The sequence below is a fragment of the Paenibacillus radicis (ex Xue et al. 2023) genome (assembly GCF_024722015.1).
GTDB lineage: Bacteria > Bacillota > Bacilli > Paenibacillales > NBRC-103111 > Paenibacillus_S.
The window spans coordinates 1-25,139 of sequence record NZ_JANQBD010000006.1 but is presented as its reverse complement, the minus strand read 5'-3'; the positions used below and the strand labels follow the sequence as shown (position 1 = coordinate 25,139).

25 protein-coding genes are annotated in these 25,139 nt (G+C 44.8%); 24 read left to right on the top strand and 1 reads right to left on the bottom strand.

Going from position 1 to position 25,139, the window contains the following annotated elements:
* Positions 1-30 precede the first annotated feature (30 nt).
* A complete protein-coding gene (locus NV381_RS09475; protein ID WP_258213036.1) occupies positions 31-2,253 on the top strand; it encodes a stalk domain-containing protein in 2,223 nt (740 codons plus the stop codon).
* Here the strand turns inward: NV381_RS09475 and NV381_RS09470 are convergent.
* Positions 2,248-4,203, bottom strand: coding sequence for an FAD-dependent oxidoreductase (locus NV381_RS09470; protein ID WP_258213035.1), 1,956 nt, complete (start codon positions 4,201-4,203; stop codon positions 2,248-2,250). The two genes, NV381_RS09475 and NV381_RS09470, sit on opposite strands and share 6 nt — an antisense overlap.
* 365 nt (positions 4,204-4,568) lie before the next feature.
* Here NV381_RS09470 and NV381_RS09465 point away from each other — a divergent pair, with 365 nt between their 5' ends.
* From NV381_RS09465 to NV381_RS09355, 23 genes are all read left to right on the top strand, one after another.
* Positions 4,569-4,913, top strand: a complete 345-nt coding sequence (locus tag NV381_RS09465; RefSeq protein WP_258213034.1) for a histidine triad nucleotide-binding protein — start codon at positions 4,569-4,571, stop codon at positions 4,911-4,913.
* Between the two features lie 113 nt (positions 4,914-5,026).
* Positions 5,027-5,200 (top strand): 30S ribosomal protein S21, encoded by a 174-nt coding sequence (rpsU, locus tag NV381_RS09460; RefSeq protein WP_010491812.1) that lies wholly within the window; start codon positions 5,027-5,029, stop codon positions 5,198-5,200.
* Positions 5,201-5,212: 12 nt separating this feature from the next.
* Positions 5,213-5,656, top strand: a complete 444-nt coding sequence (locus tag NV381_RS09455) for a GatB/YqeY domain-containing protein (RefSeq protein WP_258213033.1) — start codon at positions 5,213-5,215, stop codon at positions 5,654-5,656.
* A 194-nt stretch (positions 5,657-5,850) separates the two neighbouring features.
* A complete protein-coding gene (locus tag NV381_RS09450; RefSeq protein WP_258213032.1) occupies positions 5,851-7,248 on the top strand; it encodes an NfeD family protein in 1,398 nt (465 codons plus the stop codon).
* Positions 7,249-7,284: 36 nt separating this feature from the next.
* A complete protein-coding gene (floA, locus tag NV381_RS09445) occupies positions 7,285-8,274 on the top strand; it encodes a flotillin-like protein FloA (RefSeq protein WP_258213031.1) in 990 nt (329 codons plus the stop codon).
* A gap of 20 nt (positions 8,275-8,294) precedes the next feature.
* The gene (locus tag NV381_RS09440) at positions 8,295-8,786 is read left to right on the top strand and encodes a hypothetical protein (RefSeq protein ID WP_258213030.1); all 492 of its coding nucleotides are present in this window, start codon (positions 8,295-8,297) and stop codon (positions 8,784-8,786) included.
* A 156-nt stretch (positions 8,787-8,942) separates the two neighbouring features.
* On the top strand, positions 8,943-9,221 hold the full coding sequence (gene yqfC, locus NV381_RS09435) for a sporulation protein YqfC (RefSeq protein ID WP_171653653.1): 279 nt from the start codon (positions 8,943-8,945) through the stop codon (positions 9,219-9,221).
* A gap of 15 nt (positions 9,222-9,236) precedes the next feature.
* On the top strand, positions 9,237-10,424 hold the full coding sequence (yqfD, locus tag NV381_RS09430) for a sporulation protein YqfD (protein WP_258213029.1): 1,188 nt from the start codon (positions 9,237-9,239) through the stop codon (positions 10,422-10,424).
* Between the two features lie 91 nt (positions 10,425-10,515).
* Complete coding sequence (locus NV381_RS09425; RefSeq protein WP_258213270.1) at positions 10,516-11,478, top strand: PhoH family protein; 963 nt, start codon at positions 10,516-10,518, stop codon at positions 11,476-11,478.
* Positions 11,479-11,505: 27 nt separating this feature from the next.
* Positions 11,506-13,752, top strand: a complete 2,247-nt coding sequence (locus NV381_RS09420; protein ID WP_258213028.1) for an HD family phosphohydrolase — start codon at positions 11,506-11,508, stop codon at positions 13,750-13,752.
* 5 nt (positions 13,753-13,757) lie between these two features.
* Positions 13,758-14,348, top strand: a complete 591-nt coding sequence (ybeY, locus tag NV381_RS09415) for an rRNA maturation RNase YbeY (protein WP_258213027.1) — start codon at positions 13,758-13,760, stop codon at positions 14,346-14,348.
* Positions 14,345-15,046 (top strand): diacylglycerol kinase family protein, encoded by a 702-nt coding sequence (locus NV381_RS09410; protein WP_258213026.1) that lies wholly within the window; start codon positions 14,345-14,347, stop codon positions 15,044-15,046. The genes ybeY and NV381_RS09410 overlap by 4 nt, the downstream gene beginning before the upstream one ends.
* A 13-nt stretch (positions 15,047-15,059) precedes the next feature.
* The gene (gene cdd, locus NV381_RS09405; protein WP_258213025.1) at positions 15,060-15,467 is read left to right on the top strand and encodes a cytidine deaminase; all 408 of its coding nucleotides are present in this window, start codon (positions 15,060-15,062) and stop codon (positions 15,465-15,467) included.
* 7 nt (positions 15,468-15,474) lie between these two features.
* Complete coding sequence (era, locus tag NV381_RS09400; protein WP_258213024.1) at positions 15,475-16,383, top strand: GTPase Era; 909 nt, start codon at positions 15,475-15,477, stop codon at positions 16,381-16,383.
* A 190-nt stretch (positions 16,384-16,573) separates the two neighbouring features.
* Positions 16,574-16,708, top strand: a complete 135-nt coding sequence (locus tag NV381_RS09395; protein WP_258213023.1) for a YqzL family protein — start codon at positions 16,574-16,576, stop codon at positions 16,706-16,708.
* A gap of 27 nt (positions 16,709-16,735) precedes the next feature.
* A complete protein-coding gene (recO, locus tag NV381_RS09390; RefSeq protein ID WP_258213022.1) occupies positions 16,736-17,482 on the top strand; it encodes a DNA repair protein RecO in 747 nt (248 codons plus the stop codon).
* A 204-nt stretch (positions 17,483-17,686) separates the two neighbouring features.
* Positions 17,687-18,499, top strand: a complete 813-nt coding sequence (locus tag NV381_RS09385; protein ID WP_258213021.1) for a pyruvate, water dikinase regulatory protein — start codon at positions 17,687-17,689, stop codon at positions 18,497-18,499.
* A 146-nt stretch (positions 18,500-18,645) separates the two neighbouring features.
* On the top strand, positions 18,646-19,101 hold the full coding sequence (locus NV381_RS09380; protein WP_258213020.1) for a YaiI/YqxD family protein: 456 nt from the start codon (positions 18,646-18,648) through the stop codon (positions 19,099-19,101).
* A gap of 46 nt (positions 19,102-19,147) precedes the next feature.
* Positions 19,148-20,980 (top strand): DNA primase, encoded by a 1,833-nt coding sequence (gene dnaG, locus NV381_RS09375; protein ID WP_258213019.1) that lies wholly within the window; start codon positions 19,148-19,150, stop codon positions 20,978-20,980.
* A gap of 48 nt (positions 20,981-21,028) precedes the next feature.
* Entirely contained in the window at positions 21,029-22,147 is a 1,119-nt protein-coding gene (gene rpoD / locus NV381_RS09370; RefSeq protein WP_171653640.1) for an RNA polymerase sigma factor RpoD, read from the top strand.
* 137 nt (positions 22,148-22,284) lie between these two features.
* The gene (locus NV381_RS09365; RefSeq protein WP_258213018.1) at positions 22,285-23,121 is read left to right on the top strand and encodes a hypothetical protein; all 837 of its coding nucleotides are present in this window, start codon (positions 22,285-22,287) and stop codon (positions 23,119-23,121) included.
* Between the two features lies 1 nt (position 23,122).
* Positions 23,123-23,893, top strand: coding sequence for a tRNA (adenine(22)-N(1))-methyltransferase (locus tag NV381_RS09360; RefSeq protein WP_258213017.1), 771 nt, complete (start codon positions 23,123-23,125; stop codon positions 23,891-23,893).
* Positions 23,860-24,975 (top strand): Nif3-like dinuclear metal center hexameric protein, encoded by a 1,116-nt coding sequence (locus tag NV381_RS09355; protein WP_258213016.1) that lies wholly within the window; start codon positions 23,860-23,862, stop codon positions 24,973-24,975. Before NV381_RS09360 ends, NV381_RS09355 begins: the two co-directional genes overlap by 34 nt.
* Positions 24,976-25,139: the final 164 nt, after the last annotated feature.

The following is a 25,139-nucleotide window of genomic DNA, read 5'->3' as shown; positions in this document are numbered from 1 at the left end:
TGCCCATATGTATTTAGGAGGAGTACTATTATGGCTTTTTTTAAACGGCTTACATCGAACTGTATGAAAGGCTTGCTGGTGGTTACAGTAGCAGCCGGATTGCTTGCAGGAGCTCCGGCTGTGCAGGCCGACGCGATATGGGATCAATGGAAAGCAGCAGAATCGGCAGTTAAGAGAGGGAAGCCGGAAGAAGCGGTGCCGCATTGGAAGTTTCTTGTCGAACACTATGTTTCCATAGGAGATTGGCAGAGTGCAGCTCTTTTTTGCGGATCGCTCGATGAGTATTATGACAGTATTCAGGATTATGAAAATGCCATCTACTATTATGAACTGGAAAATGAGTACTGGCTTAAATTCGGTAAGGATTGGGGGGCTGTTGATATCCAGCGTGCCGAGCAAATCCGAACGATTGCAGATGTATATATGTCCTCACCCGATGAGGATACGGTAAGACGTCAGGCAGCTCCCAAGAATGGCAAACTGGCCAAGTTTGAGCCGGAGTACGGGATGTACATTGGACTGTACTCTGAACAGGATCCCGCGATGCAAAATAACTTCACGAAGTCCGAAGCTCTATACGGTAAGAAGCACGCTTTATATTTGGCTTATTCTCCCTATGACACTGCATTTCCGAAGCAATATGCGACAAGAGCCAAAGAAGCCGGGTCTGCACTGCAAATCGCTTGGGAACCGAGCAAAGGACTGGATTCTGTCCAGGATGACGCTCATTTACGGGAGTGGGCGCGAGCTGCGAAAGCCTCCGGTATTCCAATCTTCCTTCGCTATGCAAGCGAGATGAATGGGAACTGGGTAGTATGGCACGGAGATCCGCAAAAATATATAGAAAAATTCCGCTTGGTTCATGATGTTATGGCTCAAGAGGCGCCGAATGTAGCGATGGTTTGGAGTCCGGGTGATGTACCTGCTTATTCGATGGATGTGTATTATCCTGGAGATGAGTATGTAGATTGGGTTGGGGTCAGTCTGTATACCGAGCCTTATGAGAACGGAGACCCTGCACAAAGTAATATGCAAGCTACGAGCCCGATTGAAAGGCTTGATTCCTTGTACAAAACCTATGCGGACCGCAAACCTATTATGATCAGTGAAACAGCGGTATCCCATTATGCGCATATTCCGCAGGAGTCGTTTACGGATTATGGTTTGTTAAATCTGCAGCGTTTGTACGAAATCATGCCATTAAAATATCCGCGTTTAAAGTCAATCACCTATTTTAATGTTGATTTGAAAAACCGTGAATCCAGAAATAACTATTTACTTGGGGCTAATGAGGCTATGAAAGCTTTGTACTCCAAAATGATTGCTGCACCTTATTATTTAACCAAAGTCGAGCAAGGAGCCAAACCGTCAGACCGTACGGGCCATGTGAAATTGTCTGTAAGTGGTGAAAACATATTTGCGCGTAAAACGAAACTAACTCCTTGGGTTAAAATACCGGATATTTACATTGGAAAAATAGACTATTCCATTAACGGGGAGATTATTAGAACCGAGACGGGTCCACCCTTCGGTTTTGAGCTGGATGCTGGCGATGTGCCGGATGGAGCATCATTAAAGCTCGAAGTTTATAATCGCAGCGGCAGCAAGGCAGCTTCACGGACCTTTTCGTTATCCTCGCAAGTGAGTGTAGCTATTGACGGAAAGCTGCAAAGCTACGAGCAGCCACCCATAATTAAGGAGGGCAGCACTTTAGCTCCTCTACGAGCTATTTTTGAGTCGGTGGGTGCTGCTGTTTCTTGGGATGCCTCAACGCAAACAGCTACAGGACGAAAAGGGAATACAACTGTTTCTCTGAAGATCGGTGACCGCAAAGCCGTTAAAAACGGACAAACCATTGAACTGGAAGTTCCAGCCCAATTAATTAACGGCTTTACGTTAGCTCCGGCACGATTCGTTGGTGAAGCATTTGGCGGAGAGCTTCAGTGGGACGGCAAGTCCAGAACCGTACAGATCCAAACTACGGATAAAGGCAAAGCTACAAGCCAAATGAATTCTATCCCATCCAATTTATCGGAATTGCCTGGAACCATAAGTTCAGTAGAAGAGACTGCCCGCCAAATACTCAACGATTCACCATCTTCTGGAAATTCAATGCTAACGCAAGAGCAAAAACCCGATTCCTTGGAATCGGGTTGGCTCATACAGCTAAAGCTATCCTTCAATATGGCTCAGAGAAGCTTCAAAGCGGTCGCTTCCTTCATCTACCGACTGCTCCCAAACTCCTTTTTATGACAACACACCCACTTTTACATCTTCCAGTATGGATTTTGCAGCTTGGCGTGCGCTTGAGAAAGCACGTTCCGCCAATTCACCTTTGCCTACACACCCGTCCCCGCAGAAGTAAAATGGAACATGATCCAATCGCGTTGGCAGTAGATGGTTCGTTATTACGTTTTTCACGCTGGAAACCATAGCTTTCTTGGAAACTCGCTTGACAGCCGTTTCATCCCGCCAGCCCGGATAATAATGATCGAACAGAGCTTCCATTTGCTTCGTTTTACTATCCAGATAAGCTTTGCGTTCCTCCTCGTCAGCGAAGCGTTCGCTTAAGTAGGCAATACCCTGGAGCAGCTGTCCGCCTTCCGGCACGAGAGTGTGGTCGGTGGCAGAGACATCACTGATGAACATTTTGTTATCCATATCGCTGATATAGCTGAATGGGCGTGCGACTACACGCTTCAAGCCAATGTCATAGACCATTACCTCTGTAGCTGTATTATTCTCATATGGTGCCAAGAAGGGCTCCCAAGGCGATCCCTTTAGCAGCTTGCCAATTTGCTGGACAGGCATGGCAAAAATAATTTTGTCAAAAGCAAGCTCCCGGGTTTTGGTCTTCAATACAAACTTGCGGTCGGCATAGCTTACACTTTCTACGCCCTCCTGAAGAGCCATCTCCCAGCGGCTGGAAATGTCAATTTTTTGCCGAAGCTGATTGGTTATGACAGCCCAGCTGCCTAGAACATAGTTAACAGGGCGGCCGGATAAAAATAAATTGTGGTAGTAATCGCTAATAACCGGACCGGGAACTTTACGTGCTTCCTCCGGGGTAATGAAGAAATTAGAGCAAACCAGATGCTCCCACAGCTCTTTAACATCTTCGTCAGCATCGGATTGGGCTAAATAGTCCCCGAGCGTTTTATAATGTTTAACATTGTGAATTTGCGCGATGATTGCTGTAATTTCCCCAACAAACCGTACCTTTTGCAGCGGGTTCAACAGCTCCGTTCTCATAAGATTAACAAAATCCAATGGAGCGGGAGTTAATTGACCGTTTTTCGCATACATTACCTTACGTTTATCCACCTGTTTGGAGCTGAAAGATAGTCCCAGCTCGCGTTCCATAGTAGTTATTTCATGCCGGTCAATGCCGTAGATAGCATGTGCGCCATAATTTAGTGTAAATCCAGCTTTTTCATAAGTAAAAGCTCTTCCTCCCCATTGAGGACTCCGTTCAAACAGCACACCTTCTATGCCTGGTTCCTCCGATAAATAGGCAGCTGCAGTCAAACCTGCTAAGCCGCCGCCGATAATGGCAACTTTCATTTTACTCGCCTCCTTATTATTATGTGCAAGCCATTGTATGTCAGAAGAGGGTTTTCCTGAATTTGTAGAAACAAGCTCCGAAGACTGCTCTGATCTTAAGCCTGACCAAATCCATGCAAGGTTTCTTCGCATTAATTCATTAAGATTAGGATTATCTTGTGAACACCATGTCAACAAGGTTCCTCTATAAGCTGCTACCAGAAGTGTCACCTTATTCGGGTCTGGGAGCCAGCGGAGCAGCCGGTCAAACAGTAATTGATACTGCTCCTCCTCAATGCTTTTCAACGCTTCGTTTTGTAAAGATAATGCAATCAAGCTTTGCACCAGCTTGGGGTAAGCCTCAATATTAGAAGCCAAGTCTAATAACAAACGGTTTATATGACCTTCTAATGATTGCACCTGTGAAGGAGTACGCTCTGACCAATCATTAATGGTTTTGATCTGTTTGCGTGATACTTCACGTAAAATTTCATCTTTCCCTTTAAAATAATGATAAAAAGTTCCTTTAGATGTGTTAGTAGCAGAAATAATGTCGTCAACGGAAACCTGCTCATAGCCTCGAGCCATAAATAATTGCAAGGCCACCTCTATCATGTACTCCCGCTTTTTTCGTGTAGCCGCACGCATAAACCTGTTCATGAGACCAATCACCCCATTGTAGAACCAACTTCTAACTATCATTATAGTTAAAATTAGACTGTAAGTCTATAAATGAATGCTGATATCGTCTAAACGATAAAAGTCATGTTTATGTATGAAATATTGCTTATTCACCAAGCTGTATAAGGAAATTAAATTTAGATGCTTTTGCTTCATCATTTAAGCTTTCCCTCCCAAGAAACAATGCATCCTGAATCCTGGATATCGGCTATTTTCAATTGGTGGATGGAAATATAATAAATTGTAATATTTCGTGAGCGTATTGGACTGGATTTTTGTGCCCAAATTCGTTATGATACAAGTATCGTTTTTTTATACATGTTATTGAAGGAGGACAGCCTGCAGTGGATTGTATCTTTTGTAAAATTGTAGAGGGTTCTATTCCTTCGAAAAAAGTATATGAAAACGAGCATGTACTGGCATTTCATGATATCCAGCCTGCTGCTCCGGTACATCTTTTAATCATCCCGAAGAAGCATATCGCAACTATGAATGATGTCGATGCGGGTGATTGGGGCTTGATTGGTGAAATTCATCGTGCCGCGCAAGAAATTGCTAAGCAAGAAGGCGTGGCGGAAAGTGGTTACAGGCTCATTAATAATTGTGGCAAAGATGGTGGACAGGTGGTCTATCATATTCATTACCATCTGCTGGCGGGAGTAAAGTTGGGTCCACTCCATGTGAACTGATTTATTTATTCTCTGGGTTGACACCTGCTTTATGTTTGCCATATAATGAAGTTTGATGAATTGCTTTTGCTTTTTTTCGTCTTGGACGGTCTGTTCGGAGGGAGGGAAAACTGGTGTCAGAAACTCGAGTTCGCAAAAATGAAACTATAGATGCAGCCCTTCGTCGCTTTAAGCGCTCCATCGCAAAAGATGGTGTACTTGCGGAGGTTAAGAAACGCAAGCATTATGAGAAGCCTAGCGTTAAGCGTAAGAAGAAGTCAGAGGCTGCTCGTAAGAGAAAGTTCTAGGAGGCTTAATCGATGAGCTTAAGCGAGAGATTAAACGAAGATATGAAGCTCGCGATGAAGAGCCAGGCCAAGTTTAAACTGTCTGTGATTCGTATGGTTCGTGCTGCTATTAAGAACATTGAGATAGATCAGCGTAAAACCTTGGATGATCAAGAAGTGCTTGACGTGCTAAGTCGTGAGATCAAACAGCGCAGAGATTCCCTCCAAGAATTTGAAAAGGCCGGTCGTGAAGACTTGGCCGAAACCGTTAAGGCGGAAATTGATATTCTGATCGAGTACTTACCGCAACAGTTGACTGAAGAAGAAGTAAAAGCCATTGTACAGCAGACCATCCATGAAGTGGGAGCTTCTTCTAAAGCGGATATGGGAAAAGTTATGGGTGCATTGATGCCAAAGGTTAAGGGACGTGCTGATGGCAAGATTGTCAATCAAGCCGTTCAACAATTATTAGTATAGTAAGTTATGAAGAGCACTCCTGTATCAGGGGTGTTCTTTTTTTAAAACATTGAATCGATAGGCTATCTATTACGTAAGTATGTATGAAGCACAGAATAATGGCATTAGTCGCACATAAAAAGCCATTTTTCTAACAAAGACTAAGATTACGATAGCGGATTCGTTAAAGCGAAATCCGGGGGAGGTGGGTTACAATGTTGTTAATGAAACATGGTTCCCTGTTTCTAAGATCGTGCTTGCTGGTGCTCTTCTCGGTAATGCTTCTCCTGCTGCCGGGAATTGCGGCTTTTGCAGATGTTAATGCTCCTCAACAACCTGCGTCATCGGTTCCAGCAGCGGCTCCGGTAGTTGTGGTGCCTGTTCATCAAAGTATTGAGAACGGGCTGCAGAAATTTCTGGAAAGGGCTTTGAAGGAAGCTGAGGAAGCAAGCGCCATGTACATCATTCTGGATATTGACACACTGGGTGGACGTGTGGATGCAGCAGAAGAAATCGGGGAAATGATCCGCAGCAGCAAGGTGCCGACACTTGCTTATGTGCATGGAAAGGCGGTTTCTGCTGGAAGCTATATTGCGCTTAACGCAACTAAAATTGCAATGGAGCCCGGCAGCTCTATCGGAGCAGCCGCTGTTGTAGACATCGCAGGGAATGAAATTGAGAGCGTTAAGGTTATTGCTCACTGGTCGAGTGAAATGCGGGCAGCGGCAGAGCTAAGGGGACGCAATCCGCTAATAGCGGAGGCAATGGTTGATAAAAACGTCGGAGTCTCGATGCCTCAACTAACTCGCAATGTTCCAAAAGGTCAGTTGGTCTCACTAACTGCTGAAGAAGCAATTAAGGTAGGCTATGCCGAAGTAATCGCCAAGGATGTAAACGATGCCATCCGGTTTGTCGGTGGAGCTGATCATCCGGTGCTGCATATCGATCCTACCCCAGCTGAAAAATTTGCACGGTTCATTACTCAGCCGTGGGTATCCATGCTGCTTCTTTTCATTGGTATTGCCGGAGTACTGATTGAATTGTTTGTTCCCGGCTTTGGGGTTCCAGGTATTGTTGGTTTAATTGGCTTTGGATTGTATTTTTTTGGTAATTATATATCCGGTTTTGCGGGGGTGGAGGATATAGCGCTCTTTGTGATTGGTGTTGTATTGCTGATTATTGAAATCTTTGTTTCCAGCTTCGGAATCATAGGGATTCTTGGTATCGCATGTTTGTTCAGCAGTGTCATAATGGCTGCCAATAATACGAAGCAAGCTGCTTTAAATTTGTCGATTGCCGTTGTGTTAGCCATTATTGTTGTTGCCATTATCATTAAATATTTTAAACATCGCGGGGTTTGGAATCGGTTTATTTTACGGGAAAAGCTCACGACGGATCAAGGCTTTACATCATCGAGAATTCGCACAGATCTTCTGGGCAAGTCTGGCCTATCCGTAACTCCATTGCGCCCGGCAGGAACTATTCTCGTTGCTGACGAGAGAGTGGATGTGGTAACTACAGGCGAGTTCATCCCGGTAAATAAGCAAGTTGTAGTGGTGCAAGTGGAAGGCTCGCGGATTGTTGTTCGTGAGGCGCATGAATTGGTACAATAAGTTTTATCTAAATTAAATATTGGGAGGACGTCAAACATGGATTCTATTGTTTACATTTTTTTATTGGCAGTCATTATTATTATTGCACTTTCGGTATTTCTAAGTTTTGTACCGATTATGCTATGGGTTTCAGCACTGGCTTCAGGCGTACGCATTGGTATTATTACACTTGTTGCTATGCGTCTGCGACGTGTAACGCCTAGTCGTATCGTTAATCCGATGATCAAAGCAACCAAGGCAGGCATAGATATTTCTATTAACCAGTTGGAAAGCCATTTTCTCGCAGGCGGTAATGTCGACCGTGTTGTTAATGCGCTAATTGCTGCCCATCGTGCGGATATTCCTTTGCCGTTTGAACGCGCCGCGGCAATTGATTTGGCGGGACGTGACGTTCTTCAGGCTGTACAGATGAGCGTAAATCCGCGTGTTATTGAAACACCTACCGTTTCGGCTGTTGCAAAGAATGGTATTGAAGTTAAAGTAATTGCCCGCGTTACTGTTCGAGCTAATATTGAGCGTCTTGTCGGTGGAGCCGGTGAAGAAACGATTATCGCGCGTGTTGGCGAGGGGATTGTTACTACAGTAGGTTCGTCCGAGTCACATAAGGATGTATTGGAAAATCCGGATATGATCTCCCGTACCGTTTTAAGTAAAGGGTTGGATGCTGGAACGGCTTTTGAAATCTTGTCGATAGATATTGCGGATGTGGATGTTGGTAAAAATATCGGAGCTTATTTGCAAACCGAGCAGGCGGAAGCGGACAAACGGATCGCTCAAGCGAAAGCTGAAGAACGCCGTGCAATGGCGGTAGCCCAAGAGCAAGAGATGAAGGCGTTAGTAGTGGAAATGAAGGCGAAGGTGGTAGAATCCGAGTCCCAGGTGCCTTTGGCGATGGCAGAAGCGCTCCGTAACGGCAAGCTTGGCGTAATGGATTATATGAACTTGAAAAATATTGACGCGGATACCCAAATGCGTTCTTCCTTAGGCAAAATGAATGATGGCGGCAAAAATGGCGATCATGAGTAACTCGGAAGGGGTGTGCCGGATTGAAACTGATCGAATTTCTCCTGAATAACTGGTATATAGCGATTGTAGTTTTTTTTCTGGCTAGCAGCTTCCTGAAGCGTTTGAAGGGCGTTCCCGGCAGCCAGCCCCCCAAGCAAGCTATGCCCCCGTTTGGGGGCGGAGGCAATCCTATGCAAGGGTGGGGGCGTGATAAAGCGCCTGCGGTAACAACTGCTAATCAGCCGAATCAAAGAAAGAATCGACCACAAACTGCAACCGAGAGTGCACAGCGTCGTCCTGATTCATACGTGCATCCCGAGCACGTTCATCCTAGCTCAGAGAAACGACCTGAAGCTGACTTTTGGGGAGATAGCGATTTATCAAGTTCGCGCCAGGATGAACGTACGAAGCAAAAGCGTTCTGAGGAACAGAAATACCGTGAGGATGCAGTAGACGCCCATAAGCTCGCTCAGGGGGTCATATGGGCTGAAATTCTTGGTCCACCTAGGGCGAAGAAGCCATTTCGAAAATAAATCATTAACTAATGAGCACCGGATCCTAAAGAAAATTGGGATTGCCGGTGCTTTTTGCTTTGCTTTCATAATCTGTGAATTTCTAGCATATGGTGTAAATAGCCCATACTTACGCAAAACCGGACTTTCCTACAGAAAGTTTTTAGGAGGGAAAAAATGCGCAGTCTGACTAAAAGGCTTAATCAATTCACGGCAAAGCTGCTGGACCTTCCACAAGACGTTGCTTTGGACCTGCCTCGAATGACTATGATAGGCAATTTGCAGCTTTATATTGAAAATCATCGCGGGGTGCTGCATTTTTCGAGTGAGCGGCTGCTGCTGGCGTTGCCCAAAGGGAAGCTGGAGGTTCAAGGCACACAGCTTGTCATAAGAGCTATTTTAACGGAAGAAGTGTTTATTGAAGGAATTATCGGGGAGATCAAATTTTATTCGTAAAGAGGGTGCTCAAGCTTGAAAACATCGATGCTTACGTCGCTGCGCGGGTATGTTTTGATTGAAATTAAAGGGCAACAGCTGGAACGCTTGATTAATAGGCTGACAGAAAAGCGGATGTCCGTTTGGGACATTCGATTTCGAGATGAAGCTAAGGTGGAGCTATATATTTCACTCAAGGATTTCTTTCGGCTTCGTCCGCTTTTAAAAGAGACAGGCTGTCGGTCTCGCGTACGCAAGAGGTTCGGCTTTCCTTTTGTGATGGACAAACTGGAGAAGAGAAAGGTTTTTGCAGCGGGAATCCTATGCTTTATTATCGGTCTATACCTGTTGTCTTCAATTGTGTGGCAGGTACGGGTTGAAGGGAATGAACTGATAAAAACAGCGGATATTTTGCAAGTGGCGAAGCAAGAAGGCGTTTATAAACTCCAATGGAAGTTCCGCCTTAAGGATGCCGATGCGCTATCCAAAAGCTTGCAGAGCAAGATGCCGGAAGCTGCCTGGGTAGGGGTTGAGTTTCGCGGGACCCATGTTGTCATTAAAGTGGTGGAAGCCGTAATACCGGAGAAGCCTCAACTGCTTAATCCACGCCACTTGGTCGCTTCCAAAAGTGCAATGGTGACTTCCATTTTTGCCGAAAAGGGACGGCCGGTTGTCAAGACGAATACCTATGTGAAAAAAGGGGATATTCTTATTTCCGGCGTTTTGGGGGACGAGCTTAATCAGAAAACGGTTGTAGCCGCGGGAGAGGTCAAAGGTTTGGTATGGTATGCTCCCAAGGTTGAGGTGCCGCTCGTACAGCAATATAAAATCTACACGGGAGAAACCCTGAAACGATTTTACCTGGTAGTGGGTAATCGCGGCTTGCAATTGACAGGCTTTGGGACGGTTCCTTATCAAACTTATGAAACGATTCCGGAACGCAAAACATTCATGTGGAGAGACTTTGTATTGCCCATAGGCTGGCTTAAAGAGCGCGTGATGGAGACAGGCATTGTCGAGCAGTCCGTCGAGCTTCAAGAGGCAAAAACGCGAGGTTTGGAGCAGGCCAAATCGGATATATTGGAAGCTGCTGGAAAAGGTTCGAGGGTTGTAAGTGAAAAAATTTTGCATGAAAAGACGGAGAATGGTAAAGTTTATATGGAAGTGCATTTGGAAGTGGAAGAATCTATTACCCAAGAACTACCTATTGTCGCTGTACCGTAATGCTTGGCAATAAAACTTATTAAGCAAAACTCAGATGAAAATTACGATGGAAGTCTTGCCAAAGCAAACTCGAAGGAGAAGAGGCCTGTTGATTGATAATGCCAGCTTTGTGAAAGTAGCTTTAAAAAATACGTCCGAGGCACTGTCTTTGTTTGGACCTCAGGATAAGTTCCTGCATTTGATTGAGCAGCACACCACTGCCAGGATTCAATCGCGTGAGGAAGAGATCGTTATCCAAGGCGAATCGGGAGAATTGCAATCCCTTAAGCAGCTTTTTGAGGTGCTTCTGGAGCTGGTGCGCAACAATTATATTCTAAGCGAGCGGGACGTAAAGTATGCGTTGGAGCTAGCCAAGCAAATGAAAGCGGATCAACTGCTGGATTTATTCAAGGGCGATATCGCCGTTACTCACAAGGGCAAGCCTATTCGTGTTAAAACGATCGGTCAAAAGCAATATGTCTCAACGATCAAGAAGCTCGATATCGTATTCGGGATCGGTCCTGCCGGTACAGGTAAAACCTACCTTGCAGTCGTGCTTGCGGTTGCAGCGCTTAAGGAAGGGAAGGTCAAACGTATCGTTCTGACGCGGCCTGCTGTTGAAGCTGGAGAGAGTCTGGGCTTTCTGCCTGGAGATTTACAGGAAAAGGTTGACCCTTACTTACGTCCATTGTATGATGCTCTTAACGATGTGCTGGGACCGGAACAGGTGGTCAAATCGTTGGAACGGGGATTGATCGAAATCGCTCCGCTTGCCTATATGCGGGGGAGAACTTTGGATGATTCCTTTATTATATTAGATGAAGCTCAGAACACGACCCCAGAACAAATGAAGATGTTTCTAACTCGCCTCGGTTTTGGCTCCAAGATGGTTATTACCGGAGATGTAACGCAAATTGACCTGCCTCGCGGCAAAAATTCGGGACTTGTTGAAGCCAGACGTATTTTATTAGGCATTGAAGAGATAGGATTTATTGAGTTTTCCGATGCAGATGTTGTCAGACACTCCTTGGTTCAAAAAATCATCGTTGCTTATCATAATGAACAAGAAAAGTAGCGCGGAGAAAGGGATGACCTTTCGATTATGAAAAACCAGGCTTCGATTCAAGGGAAATTTCAATACCGGCTATCCGGTTGGAAATATAGCGCACTTGTGCGCTTTCTTCTGTTTTTACTGCTTACAGCGGTGTTTTATTTGGCGCTTACAAACAAGATCATTCCCCAAACCTATGATATCCAAAAAGGATCGCATGCAGAGAAGGACATTATAGCTCCACGTGCGATAGAAAATGCAATTGCAACGGAACAAGCCAAGGAGGATGCGGCTCAGCGCGTCCAACCCGTATACAAAATCGTATCGTTGAAAAATGATGTGCTCGTAGAGTCGATTTTCGAAAAGCTGCAGCAAATCAACGCTGATGCTGAAGTGACACTTGGCGATAAGGTCAATATTTATAAAACGGTCATACCGAACATCATAGAGCTTCATACCGACAAACAAGTGAAAATGTATTCCGGCAGCGGTCAATATAACGAAGTTATGCTTGAAGAAATGAAGAAAAAGATTGTTGAGCAGCAATATCGGATACCGGAAGAAACATTTTATAAATTGCCACGCCTATTGAAGGAAGATTTAATCGCTATGGAGCCGGTTGCCAAGGATATTGTAAACCGCTTGATGAGCGATCAAATTTTGGACGCGCAAACGGTAAGGGCCAAGGTAGCGGAGCTGGTGAACAGCTCGACCTTAAGCAAAAGCACGGCGAGAGAAATTGTGCAGGAGCTTGTGAGAACTGCAATTACGCCGAATAAGTTTTTTGATCAAAAGGGAACCGATGAGGCGAAAGGCCATGCACGTGATAATGTGAAGCCGATTTTCATTAACAAGAATGAAGTGTTGGTGAAGAAGGGCGATCAGATAACCGATGAGATGTATTTGCGTTTAAGCAGTCTGGAAATGCTGAAAGATGAGTCGAGCAACTGGCCCAAAATTGGATTAGTGATGCTGGTATCGATGTTCAGCCTTGTTATATTCATGTTTATCCGGCAAAGCTCACAATCGATCAAAAATAATAATGCGCAGCTGTTGATGCTGGTTCTCATACTACTGATTACATTATTCGGGATGAAGCTGTTTTCACTTGTACAAAATTTAGATTACCCGTATATTGGATTTTTAGCGCCTTCGGCAATGGGGGCTATGCTGATAACCATATTACTGGATTCGAGTATGGCTTTTGTTGCCACCGTTCTTTTTGCTGTCATGTCGAGCATTATTTTTAATACGGACCATTTACAACCATTTGACTTTCGATATGCATTGCTGACGCTGGTAACCTCATTTGCGGCGATCTTCTCGATTCAACGAGCCAGTCAAAGGTCTTCAATTTTAAAAGCCGGGATGATCGTCTCTTTACTTGGGATGGTTCTTGTTGCCTCACTGCTGCTTATTGAAGGCCATGAAACAAGCAAGAACGCTTTGGTCGCTCTATCCTTCACAATTGGGAGCGGATTGCTCACAGCTGTTTTTGTTATCGGACTTCTACCCTTCTTTGAAGTTGCATTCGGAATTTTATCTCCGTTGAAATTGGTGGAGCTGTCCAATCCGAATCACCCTCTGCTGCGTAAGCTGCTGACGGAAACGCCAGGCACCTACCATCATAGTATAATGGTTGGCAATTTGGCGGAGGCCGCTGCAGAAGCGATTGGAGCCAATGGGCTGCTATGCAGAGTGGGTGCCTATTATCACGACATTGGGAAGACCAAACGTCCGGTTTATTTTATCGAGAATCAATCGAATATCGAAAACCCGCATGATAAAATGGACCCCGAATTAAGCAAATCAATTATTGTTGCTCATGCCCGCGATGGTGTAGAGATGCTGAAGGAGTACCAGATACCTAAGCCGATCCGTGATATTGCAGAGCAGCATCATGGCACGACACTGCTGCAATTTTTTTACCATAAAGCTAAGAAAATTGCCGAGGCCGAGGGACAAACAAAGTCGGTGGAGGAAGCGGATTTTCGCTATCCGGGTCCTAAGGCGCAGTCTAAGGAAGCAGCTATTGTCGGGATTGCCGATTGTGTTGAAGCGGCGGTGAGGTCACTGAGAAGCCCTACGTTGGAGCAGATTGATACCATGGTGCGGAGAATCAGCAAAGGCCGATTGGATGATGGACAATTTAACGAATGCGATTTAACCATTAAAGAACTGGATCAAATCGCCAAAACATTGAATGAAACATTACTCGGTATTTTTCATTCTAGAATCGAATACCCTAACGATCTGCCGGCGCAATCAGACGCCCCAAAGCAGACAAAAAGGAGTTAAACCTCATGAGCCTACGCTTGGAATGGAATAGTGAACAAAATGAATTTGAAATCTCTCCGGAATTTGTAGCTAAGCTGGAGCTGCTTTTGCGCCTTGCAGGTGAAGCGGAGCAGGTGGATGAAGGCGAAGTAGCGTTAACCTTTGTCGATGATGCAGAAATTCACCGCCTGAACAAGGAATATCGGGGAATAGACAAGCCTACGGATGTGCTTTCTTTTGCGATGCAAGAGGTGGGTGATGATGAGCTGGAGATTATCTTCGATGAGGATGATTTCGTGCAAAATGATGACCTGAGCGATGCCGAGAAGCTGGACAAATCAGGCGAAGCTGACGAGGAGCTTGAGGAGGATAGCGACGAGCTCGATGAGGACGAAGAAGCCATGTTTGAGGAGCCTCTCGGTGACATCATCATCTCAGTGCCTCGAGCAATTGCCCAAAGTGAAGATTACGGACATTCAGTGGAACGGGAGCTAGGCTTTCTGTTCGTTCATGGTTTTCTCCATTTGATCGGATACGATCATCAGGACGAGGAATCGGAAAAAGAGATGTTTGCTAAGCAGGAGCAAATTTTACAGCAGGCAGGTCTCCTAAGATGAGACAGCAGGTGAAGTGGCACAGAAGCTTCCGGTTCGCATATGAAGGAGTGAAGTACGCCTTATCTACGCAGCGCAACATGAAGTTCCATTTTTTTGCCGCTTTTGTTGTATTATTGTTGGCTTTATATTTAGGCTTGCCGAAGCTGGAAATTTTATTTATTTTATTAGCTGTTACATTAATGATTGTTACAGAATTAATTAATACGGCTGTTGAAAAGGCTGTAGACCTAGCCATGCCGGATCTCCATCCGCTGGCCAAAATAGCCAAGGATGTCGCCGCAGCCTCCGTACTGGTGTCTGCGGCTTTTGCCGCGATAGTAGGGATGATTGTATTTTACGACCCTATCGACAGGCTGTTTATAAATGTCCGTTCTGCTGAAGGGCATTCCTTTTCCGCAGGAATGGTCTGGGTATTATTGAGCTTGGTTATGCTTACCGTTATTGTGGTAGAGACGCGGTTTTCCTCGAAAGGCAATCATGTGCGGCCAAGTCTGCTGGCCGCTGTTGCTTTTGCGATTTCGACGTTTATTGCCAGCTATGTTACTATTACTTTAATAGCTTTATTGGCTTATTTATTAGCTTTTATGGTCATGCTGGTGTTATACGACAAGCGCAGTCGATCGATGCCAGCGCTTGTGCTGGGGGCTTTGATCGGCTGTTTTATAACGGTTTTAGCCTATTATTTAATGAATGTGTAAAGGGGCGATGAGGATGGAGCGGCAACAACTTATTTCTTTTGCCAAAGAAGCAAGGGAGAGGGCATATGTTCCTTATTCGCAATTTAAAGTAGGCAGTGCGCTCCTGGGGAGTAATGGTACCGTCTATATGGGCTGCAATGTGGAGAATGCCGCTTATGGACCTACCAACTGCGCCGAGCGTACGGCTCTTTTTTCAGCTATTGCTGATGGGGCACAGCCAAGATCGTTCAAAGCAATCGCTGTAATTGGTGATACATCACAGCCGATCACACCTTGCGGAGTATGCCGTCAAGTATTGATTGAGCTATGTGCGCCGAATATGCCAGTCTATATGGCAAATATTAATGGAGACATAACGGAAACGACTGTTGCCGAGCTGCTGCCGGGGGCTTTCACCAGCAATGATCTCAATGGAGGATAATTAAAAGATGACAGCATCAGCTAAGAAAGTATTTAAATCCGGCTTTGTGGCCATTATCGGCCGTCCTAACGTCGGAAAATCGACATTAATGAATCAAGTAATCGGGCAAAAAATCGCTATTATGTCTGACAAGCCACAAACAACCCGCAACAAAATTCATGGAGTCTACACAACGACTGATTCTCAAATCGTATTCCTGGATACTCCGGGTATTCATAAGCCTCAATCCAAGCTAGGCGAGCACATGATGAAAATTGCAGAGAGCTCTTTGAGTGAAGTGGATGCGGTTCTGTTTCTAATTGATGTGGTAGAAGGTCTGGGTGGCGGCGACCGGTTTATTATCGAGAACTTGAAAAAAGTAAAAACTCCCGTTATTTTGGTTATGAATAAAATCGACCAAGTACAGCCGGAAGCTATATTGCCAGTAATTACAGCCTACAAGGATTTGTATGACTTTGCGGAAATTGTGCCTATTTCTGCTATTAAAGGAAACAATGTTAACACATTGCTGGAGCAGGTTACGAAATATTTATCTGAAGGGCCGCAATATTATCCGGCTGATCAAATAACCGACCATCCAGAGCAATTTGTGTGTGCCGAGCTGATCCGGGAAAAAATTCTCCATATGACACGCGAAGAAATTCCGCATTCCATCGCTGTATCGATAGAAGATATGAAGGTTGAACCGAATGGCGTCGTCCACATTTCCGCTGTTATTTTTGTCGAGCGTGACTCGCAAAAAGGCATTATTATAGGGAAAAAAGGAGCGCTCTTAAAAGAAGTCGGGCAAAAAGCGCGCCAAGATATCGAAGCTCTTCTAGGTTCTAAAACGTTCCTTGAGCTGTGGGTGAAAGTGAAAAAAGATTGGCGTAATCAAGAGCGGGTATTGAAGGATCTCGGCTTCCGCAACGACTAATAAGTGCAGTGCCAGTTATTGCTTAGGATACTTTCACGCCTTTAGTATCATCCTATTTCTATCAACAGGCATCATTCCGTCTTGCTGAAGCAGAAGCCTTTGTTCGGAAGTCCCTTTACTTCTTAAGCTTTAAGTCTTTGCTTACGAGGCAGCTTCCTTCAGAAGCTTGTAGGAGAGGAGATTGATACACATGAGAGATTTTTCGTGGAAGTATTTTTCAATAACCGGTGATGTGGATGCCTACCTGCTTTATAAAGAAATTTCTGATCCGACTTCTGATGACGATGCAGAGGAGGAGAACGATCAGGAAGATTTGTTACAATAGCTTTATCAGGCTTGGGGGGAACTGACGATGCAGTACCGAGTGCAGGGAATCGTCATCCGCAGTATGGATTACGGAGAGAATAACAAGATTATTACGTTGTTCACTCGAGAGATAGGTAAAGTCGCCGTTATTGTTAGAGGCGCCAAAAAAGTGAAGAGCCGTTACTCATCGGTTGCCCAGTTATTTACCTGCGGCGACTATTTGTTTTTTAAATCCGGTCAGTTAGGTACATTAAATCACGCGGATATTATTGAATCGAATCATCACCTAAGAGAAGAGCTGTACAAAACATCCTATGCCTCCTATATAGCGGAGCTAACGGATCGAATGCTTGGGGACCAGGAAGCTAATGTTTTTTTGTATGAGCAATTGCTGGCCGCCTACCAAGGACTTGATAGCGACAAGGATATGCAAATCATTGTACACATTTATGAAATGAAAATATGGATGCAGTCAGGTTATCAGCCGGAGCTTGATGAATGTGTTTCCTGCAGGAGCAGCAGTGGAGAAATGCGATTTAGCGCCGGTATGGGAGGCATTTTATGCGAAAGATGCCGAACTAAGGATCCCCAAGCTTTACCTCTGTCCGCTGGAACTCTTAAACTGATCCGGCTGTTTGCACGCATGGATATCCGACGGCTTGGACAAATAGATGTGAAGCCGGAAACCAAAGAAAGCCTCAAAAAGCTGATGAGGAGCTATTTCGACACTCATATAGGTCTTGTTCTAAAGTCGAGAAATTTCTTGGATCAAATGGACAAGTATGGCATATAAATTTAAAAGCGTCTTAGAAAAATTGTTTTGACATTTTTATTTACCTTTGGTAATATATTTTATTAACATAAAAGATGGACTCTCGTCTTTAGTCTAACTCGGGCTTGGGGACGAGATGTTTTTTTTGAGCGAAGTTGTTAGGCTTTGCTTCGCTGGCAGCCGCTTATCCTTGAGGGATGGTCAATTCAAGAAAGAGGTGAGTTCATGGCAGAGAGGAAGAATCCGGTCATATACATAGCCTCTGATTCGGCAGGGGAGACTGGTGAGTCTGTTGTACGCGCAGCCGCGGTTCAATTTTATCCGCAGCAGGTTGATGTACGGGTCGTACCGTTTTTGGAAAATCACGAGGGTATAGATAAATTGATTCAAACTGCCAAGGAACGGGATGGAATCATCGTTTTTACACTTGTAATTCCGGAGCTTAGGGATTATTTGGTTGAGCAGTCCATACGGAATCAGCTTATGTATATTGATTTGCTCGGACCCATTCTGGGCTCGCTTGAAAAAAAGCTGCAGCAGGAATCCCGCCATCAGCCGGGTATGATACATCCTCTGGATGAAGATTATTTCAAGAAGGTCGAAGCCGTAGAGTTCGCTGTCAAATATGACGATGGTAGAGATTTTACGGGAGTACTGCAGGCCGATATTGTACTTGTGGGAGTGTCAAGAACGTCGAAAACACCACTATCCATGTACCTTGCACACAAAAAATTTAAAGTGGCCAACGTCCCGCTTGTTCCGGAAATTCAGCCGCCCGAGCAGCTGTTTACCGTATCTAATAAGAAGGTTATCGGTCTTCGCATCACTCCTGAGAAGCTGAATATGATTCGTTCAGAACGGCTAAAGACTTTGGGATTGCCGCAGACAGCGATGTATGCCAATGTTGAAAGAATTAATCTGGAGCTTGAATATGCAGATAAGATAATGAAAAGGATAGGCTGCACAGTCATTGATGTTTCGAACAAGGCTGTGGAGGAAACGGCTAGCTTAATCATCGATTGGTATCACGGAAGATAGCTAATGCTTTTTTACATAACCTCAGCAGGATTTTTTATTTCTTCATCGTATATAATATTAGTGCATGTTTTAAAAGTACGTTTATAAGCAGTCTTTATAAACCAGTTATTACTTTAGTACTTAAAAAGGATTCCGGTGGACTTACGATGCCATTCAAAATTATGGTCGATGCTGACGCTTGTCCGGTTAAGCCTGAAATCGTTAAGGCTGCAGCACAGTTTAAGGTTGAAGTTATGATGGTAGCTTCATATGATCATCGGCTTGCTCCAATGGAGGGAGTCCAGATCATTCAAGTGGACCGGTCGGATCAGTCAGCAGATTTGTATATAGCGAATCGAATTGCTCCCGGCGACGTATTAATAACACAGGACTTTGGCTTGGCCGCACTTGCTCTTGGCAAGAAAGCGATAGCACTATCCAATCGCGGCCAAAATTACAATGATCGCACCATTGATTTTTTACTCGATCGCAGGCATGAACAGGCAAAGCAGCGACGCGGAGGCAAGCATTCCAAAGGACCTAAACCGTTTACCGACGAGGATCGACAGTTTTTTCTACAAACTTTGACAAAAGTTTTACTTCGCTTGCAGGATAATTCATAGCTATAGCGAATATTATTACGTGTTAATTTGATTGAAGGTGGATAGGATGAGTAACGGACGTATTCCTGAAGAAATTATTGAGGCGGTCCTTAAGCATCATGATATTGTCGATGTGGTTGGCCGTTACGTCCATTTAAGCAAGCAGGGGCATTATATGAAGGGGCTTTGTCCCTTTCATTCGGAGAAATCGCCGTCCTTTACTGTAACGCCTGAAAAGCAAATCTATCATTGCTTTGGTTGCGGAGCTGGTGGAGGCGTGATTCAGTTCATAATGGCCATGGAAGGCTACTCTTTCGCGGAAGCCATCAGCCAAATGGCTCAAGAAGCTAATTTGGATATTGGTATTGATCCTGCAGCAGATAGCCGTTCACAGCAAAACCCGGATAAAACAAAGCTGTATGAAGCCTACGAACTGACCGGTAAGCTATATCAGTATATACTAAAGAATACCGAGCAAGGGAAACAGGCTATGCAATATTTACGCTCACGCGGGTTAAACGACAAGCTGATCGAAACCTTTGGCATTGGTTATGCCCCAGCCCCTTGGGATACCTTAACCCAGCTATTAGAAAGACGTCAATTTCCATTACCTTTAATGGAAAGAGGCGGCCTGCTTTCTGTCAGGCAGGACGGACAAGGTTACTTCGACAAGTTTCGGGACAGAATTATTTTTCCGATTCATGATTGGAAGGGCCGGCTTATCGCATTTGGCGGAAGAGCCATGGGGGATGCACAGCCCAAGTATTTGAATAGTCCGGAGTCAATGCTTTTTCATAAAAGCAGAAGCTTGTACAATATTCATCTGGCCCGGCCACAAATACGAAAGAAACAGCAGATTGTGTTGTTCGAAGGGTATATGGATGTTATTAAAGCTTGGGAAACTGGGGTAATAAATGGTGTAGCGACGATGGGCACTGCTTTAACTGAGGAGCATGCCGAAGTGATCCGCAAGCAGGCCGATCAAGTAATAGTTGCTTATGATGGTGATTCTGCTGGACAAAATGCGGCTTACAAGAGCATCCCGATTTTGGAAAAAGCAGGATGCCTCGTCAAGATTGCGCTGCTTCCAAATTCTCAGGATCCCGATGAGTATATTACAACTAACGGTTCTGAACGATTTGTACGGGATGTGATTGAAGCTGCCGTACCGTCGATCAAATATAAATTAATTCACTTTCGCAAAAATTTTAAACTGCAGGAGGATGGGGATAAGCTTCGCTACATTCAGCAAGCTCTCAAAGTTATTGCGGACATTCCATCACCCGTTGAAAGAGAACACTACGTGAGGGAATTGTCGACCGAATTTCGGCTAACATTTGAAGCCGCTTTGCAGGACCTGAACGAAATCAGACTTCAATCGGAAAAAAACAACAAATTCGGGGATAATAAAGACAAAGCGTGGAATAATGTTATGAATGATGGGAGACCGCGGGAACGTGCGCCTTCCTTGCTTAAAGCATATCATAATGCTGAGCGTCAGTTATTGGCTATCATGATGTTTGACCGTGATACTACGAAATATGTAGAGCGGCAGCTGGGTGATCAATTCAATGTGGATGCACACGCTGCGCTAGCTGCTTATTTATACGCTTATTTTGCACAGGGGTATGAGCCGAATGCAAGCAGTTTTATTGCCATGCTTCAAGAAAAAGAGCTCGAGGGTTTGGCAAGTTCGATTGCTATGATGGGTAATTCTCATGGGGTCAATGGTCAAGTTATTGATGATTACATCCGGGAAATAAAGAAATATCCTCAACAGCAGCTAATTGAGCTAAAAAGAGAAGAAATGCTTAAGGCCGCAAGTTTAGGCGATTTGACATTGGCTGGACAAATAGGTAATGAGATTATGTCTCTGGAGAAGCAGTTAAAATCCTCTTAAGCAGCTATAGCTATAAGAGGATGTATCCAGGGAGGAGGGAGTTGGCATATGGCGAACGATCAACGTTCCGAGATAGAGACCGAGTTGACGTTAGATCAAGTAAAGGAACAACTGATTGAGCAAGGTAAAAAGCGTTCTTCTTTAACCTACAAAGATATTATGGAGAAGCTGGCTCCTTTTGATCAGGATCCTGAACAAATTGACGAATTTTTTGAACAGCTTTCAGAGGTAGGCATCGACGTAGGCAATGAATCCGATGAAGATAACGAGCATAGACCTAGCGATCAGGAGCATGATGATTTTAATTTTGACGACGATCTGTCGCTTCCTCCGGGAATTAAAATTAATGATCCGGTTCGGATGTATTTGAAGGAGATTGGCCGAGTTCCGCTGTTATCGGCAGAGGATGAAGTGGGGCTGGCGAAACGAATTGAATTGGGTGACGAAGAGGCAAAACGCCGTTTGGCTGAAGCCAATCTTCGCTTGGTAGTTAGTATCGCCAAACGTTATGTCGGCCGCGGTATGCTGTTTTTGGATTTGATCCAGGAAGGCAATATGGGCTTGATAAAAGCTGTTGAAAAGTTCGACCATGATAAGGGCTTTAAGTTCAGTACCTATGCGACATGGTGGATTCGCCAAGCGATAACCCGTGCTATTGCTGACCAAGCCAGAACGATCCGTATTCCGGTTCATATGGTAGAAACTATCAATAAGCTGATCAGAGTGTCTCGTCAATTACTTCAAGAGCTTGGTCGCGAACCGACGCCTGAGGAAATTGCAAAAGAGATGGACTTAAGCACAGACAAAGTGCGCGAAATTATGAAAATTGCGCAAGAGCCGGTTTCTTTGGAAACACCGATCGGGGAAGAAGATGACTCCCATCTGGGTGATTTTATCGAGGATCAGGAAGCGTTGGCTCCTGCTGATGCCGCAGCTTACGAGCTGTTGAAGGAACAACTGGAGGATGTGCTGGATACACTCACCGAACGCGAGGAGAACGTGCTTCGACTTCGTTTTGGCCTGGACGATGGTCGTACTCGTACGCTTGAGGAAGTGGGTAAAGTATTCGGCGTTACCCGGGAGCGGATTCGCCAGATTGAAGCTAAGGCGCTTCGCAAGCTAAGACATCCAAGCCGCAGTAAACGTTTGAAAGATTTCCTTGAATAAAGCTGTGAAATTAGACCCATTGACCTTGCTGCGCAACTGCGGTGAGGTCTAATTTTTTGTTTCACCTCAACCGATAAAAAGATAAGATGGACCAAAATGGAAGCTGATGCCAAAGTTGATGAGGTGATTCGAAAAGTATGGACGAAAAAAGAAAAATTTTAATACGTGAAATTGAGCACTGGCGTAAAAGTAAGCTGCTGCCGGAACATTACTGTGACTTTTTATTAAATATATATTTAGAGAATTCGGCGGAGAAGCCTTCATCCTCAGGCGGATTTCTCGGTGTATCCCCTGCGTCTATAAAAAACAGTAACTGGAAAATATGGATTGTCTTCTTCGGCGTTATTGCTCTTATTTCTTTTGCTGCTCTTAATTTTACTGCTTTTGAATTACCAATGCAAATGGGCATAGCATGCGTCTTTTTATTTGGCTGTTATACCATAGGAAGTCTGCAAAATAAAAAAGAGCCGGTTCGTGCACAAATCTTATTCGGAATGGCATCCTTATTTTTACTTTTTATAGGCGTCATCTTGATGAGGCTTCATAATGTTCATGCACCTGTTCTAGTGGTTGGATATGTGGTATTCTGCAGTCTCGTATGGATATTGACCGGACTGCTGGCGCGGCTTCTGCTGTTCCAGCTGTGCGGATGGATAGTCCTTGTATTTTGTTACGGCTGGCTGCTGCATTACCAGCTCGATTCAATTAATTGGCTTACGCTTGAGTTAAGCTGGGTGCCGTTATGTATTTTATTCGGATGGGTCGGCTGGATGATTCATGAGAAAAGCAAACAAATAGGTACAGTGTTCCTGATGCTTAGCTGTATCGTTTGGTTTATGCCCGAGTTGTATGGTATGCTTTATGCCGAGCAGTATGGTGAAGATGCGGTACAAATAGCTTTTTTAGGTAAATTGCTAGTCGAAGCCAGTTTATTATTTGTTTTACGAAAAAAATGGACAGAGTGGGTTGCTTAACATGTTGCGATTGTCAAAAAGACTCGAAATGATAGCTAAACAAGTTCCCGAAGGAAGCCGAATGGCGGACATTGGCTCCGATCATGCGCTGCTGCCTTCTTATTTGGCTGAGCGGGGGAAGATTAGCAAGGCTGTGGCAGGGGAAGTTAATCTTGGTCCGTATCAGGCAGCTGCCAAGCAGGTGCGTGATGCAGTGTTGGGATCATTAATAGATGTTAGGCTCGGTGATGGGCTGGCTGTAATTCAACCGGGAGAAGTCGATGTTATAACCATAGCTGGCATGGGTGGTGCATTAATTGCTGCCATCTTGGAAGCGGGTCAAGATAAGCTTGCAGGAGTTAGTATGCTGATCCTTCAGCCCAATGTGGGCGAAAGCTTCGTGCGCACATGGTTATTGGAGCATAGCTGGGTTCTCATCAGAGAGCAAATCCTCGAAGAGGATGGTAAAATATATGAGATATTAACTGCTGTACCTGCTCAGCATACCGAATTGACTAATGGCCAGCTGTATGAGAGCCGAATACTTGGTGCAGGGATTACTGCAAATGAGGAGCTGCAGCTGAAGCTTGGACCTTATTTTCTTCAAGAGCCTTCAGCCGTTTGGTTCCATAAATGGAAGCTTGAGCTTGATAAGCTCGAAATGATTCGTGGTCAATTGGCCCGTTCTTCCCAACAGGAAACACGCAGTAAAGAGCAATTAATTGAATCGGAAATAAAGCAAATCAAGGAGGTATTGGCTTGCTTGCAAAAGGACAAAGCATCATTCAACTAATGGAGGAGCTGGCTCCTAAACATTACGCGGTACCTGATGATAAAATTGGCTTGCAGTTAGGGAGTCTGCATAAGGAAATAAGCGGTGTGCTGGTCGCGCTGGATGTAAATGATGAAGTCATTGACGAAGCTATCCGGCTAGGTGCTAATTTGATCATTGCCCATCATGCTATTATTTATAGACCACTGGCTCATCTTCAAACGGACTCCCCTGCAGGGAGGCTCTACGAAAAGCTGATTAAACATGATATTGCTGTATATATTGCCCATACCAATCTCGATGTGGCGGAGGGCGGTGTCAACGATATGATGGCACAGGCACTAGGATTAACCGGCTTATCGCCTTTGGAGGATGTACATACGGATAAGCTTAAAAAGCTGGTCGTGTTTGTACCGGTAGACCATGTAGAGCGTGTTCGCGAGGCGTTGTTTCAAGCAGGTGCAGGCTGGATCGGGAAGTACAGTCACTGCAGCTTTAATAACGAAGGGACGGGAACATTCGTACCTGAGGAGGGCAGCGAGCCTTTTATTGGACAGCAGGGCAAGCTGGAGAAGGTTCAAGAGATACGATTGGAGACGATTGTGCCTCAAAGTGTCGAAAAAAGAGTAGTTCAAGCCATGCTAAAGGCACATCCTTACGAGGAAGTTGCCTACGACTTGTACCAACTTGATCTTAAAGGCCGTTCCTTTGGTCTAGGAAGGGTTGGGAAGCTTCCTGCGCCTGTTACTCTGGAACAGTTATGCGAGCAAGTGAAGACCGCTTACAGCGTGCCTGCGTTGAGGGTAGTGGGGGACCCCCAGCATTCGATACGCAAGGTAGCTGTTCTGGGCGGATCAGGAAGCCGATATGTGCGCCATGCTTTGTTTGCGGGAGCAGATGTATTGATTACAGGCGACATCGACTATCATACGGCGCAGGATGCAGCCGCGGCTGGAATCGCGTTGATTGACCCGGGGCATAATGTTGAAAAAATTATGAAGCAGGGTGTTGCCGATTATTTGAATAGCAAGCTGCTTCAAAAAAAATCGACTACTCCGGTATTTGCATCCCAAATTGACACGGAGCCGTTCCGTTTTGCATGAGATTGAGAGGTCTCGATAAAGGCTATCTTATAATATCAGCGTACTATGTCAATAAGCTTTAAACTGACTTTTGAGTAACTCAAACACACCTAACCATAAAAATTTTTAAAAATTAGTTAGCAACTGACGAAGAGCAGTGGACTTAACCGTCATATCTCGAACTT

Bases quoted from the DNA above. Each gene is read 5' to 3' on its own strand.
- NV381_RS09470 (WP_258213035.1), bottom strand. From the start codon at position 4,203: ATGAACAGGTTTATGCGTGCGGCTACACGAAAAAAGCGGGAGTACATG.
- era (WP_258213024.1), top strand. From the start codon at position 15,475: ATGACAGCATCAGCTAAGAAAGTATTTAAATCCGGCTTTGTGGCCATT.
- NV381_RS09410 (WP_258213026.1), top strand. From the start codon at position 14,345: ATGAGACAGCAGGTGAAGTGGCACAGAAGCTTCCGGTTCGCATATGAA.
- recO (WP_258213022.1), top strand. From the start codon at position 16,736: ATGCAGTACCGAGTGCAGGGAATCGTCATCCGCAGTATGGATTACGGA.
- NV381_RS09420 (WP_258213028.1), top strand. From the start codon at position 11,506: ATGAAAAACCAGGCTTCGATTCAAGGGAAATTTCAATACCGGCTATCC.
- NV381_RS09450 (WP_258213032.1), top strand. From the start codon at position 5,851: ATGTTGTTAATGAAACATGGTTCCCTGTTTCTAAGATCGTGCTTGCTG.
- floA (WP_258213031.1), top strand. From the start codon at position 7,285: ATGGATTCTATTGTTTACATTTTTTTATTGGCAGTCATTATTATTATT.
- dnaG (WP_258213019.1), top strand. From the start codon at position 19,148: ATGAGTAACGGACGTATTCCTGAAGAAATTATTGAGGCGGTCCTTAAG.
- NV381_RS09455 (WP_258213033.1), top strand. From the start codon at position 5,213: ATGAGCTTAAGCGAGAGATTAAACGAAGATATGAAGCTCGCGATGAAG.
- NV381_RS09380 (WP_258213020.1), top strand. From the start codon at position 18,646: ATGCCATTCAAAATTATGGTCGATGCTGACGCTTGTCCGGTTAAGCCT.
- NV381_RS09365 (WP_258213018.1), top strand. From the start codon at position 22,285: ATGGACGAAAAAAGAAAAATTTTAATACGTGAAATTGAGCACTGGCGT.
- yqfC (WP_171653653.1), top strand. From the start codon at position 8,943: ATGCGCAGTCTGACTAAAAGGCTTAATCAATTCACGGCAAAGCTGCTG.
- NV381_RS09475 (WP_258213036.1), top strand. From the start codon at position 31: ATGGCTTTTTTTAAACGGCTTACATCGAACTGTATGAAAGGCTTGCTG.
- rpoD (WP_171653640.1), top strand. From the start codon at position 21,029: ATGGCGAACGATCAACGTTCCGAGATAGAGACCGAGTTGACGTTAGAT.
- NV381_RS09395 (WP_258213023.1), top strand. From the start codon at position 16,574: ATGAGAGATTTTTCGTGGAAGTATTTTTCAATAACCGGTGATGTGGAT.
- NV381_RS09360 (WP_258213017.1), top strand. From the start codon at position 23,123: ATGTTGCGATTGTCAAAAAGACTCGAAATGATAGCTAAACAAGTTCCC.
- ybeY (WP_258213027.1), top strand. From the start codon at position 13,758: ATGAGCCTACGCTTGGAATGGAATAGTGAACAAAATGAATTTGAAATC.
- NV381_RS09385 (WP_258213021.1), top strand. From the start codon at position 17,687: ATGGCAGAGAGGAAGAATCCGGTCATATACATAGCCTCTGATTCGGCA.
- cdd (WP_258213025.1), top strand. From the start codon at position 15,060: ATGGAGCGGCAACAACTTATTTCTTTTGCCAAAGAAGCAAGGGAGAGG.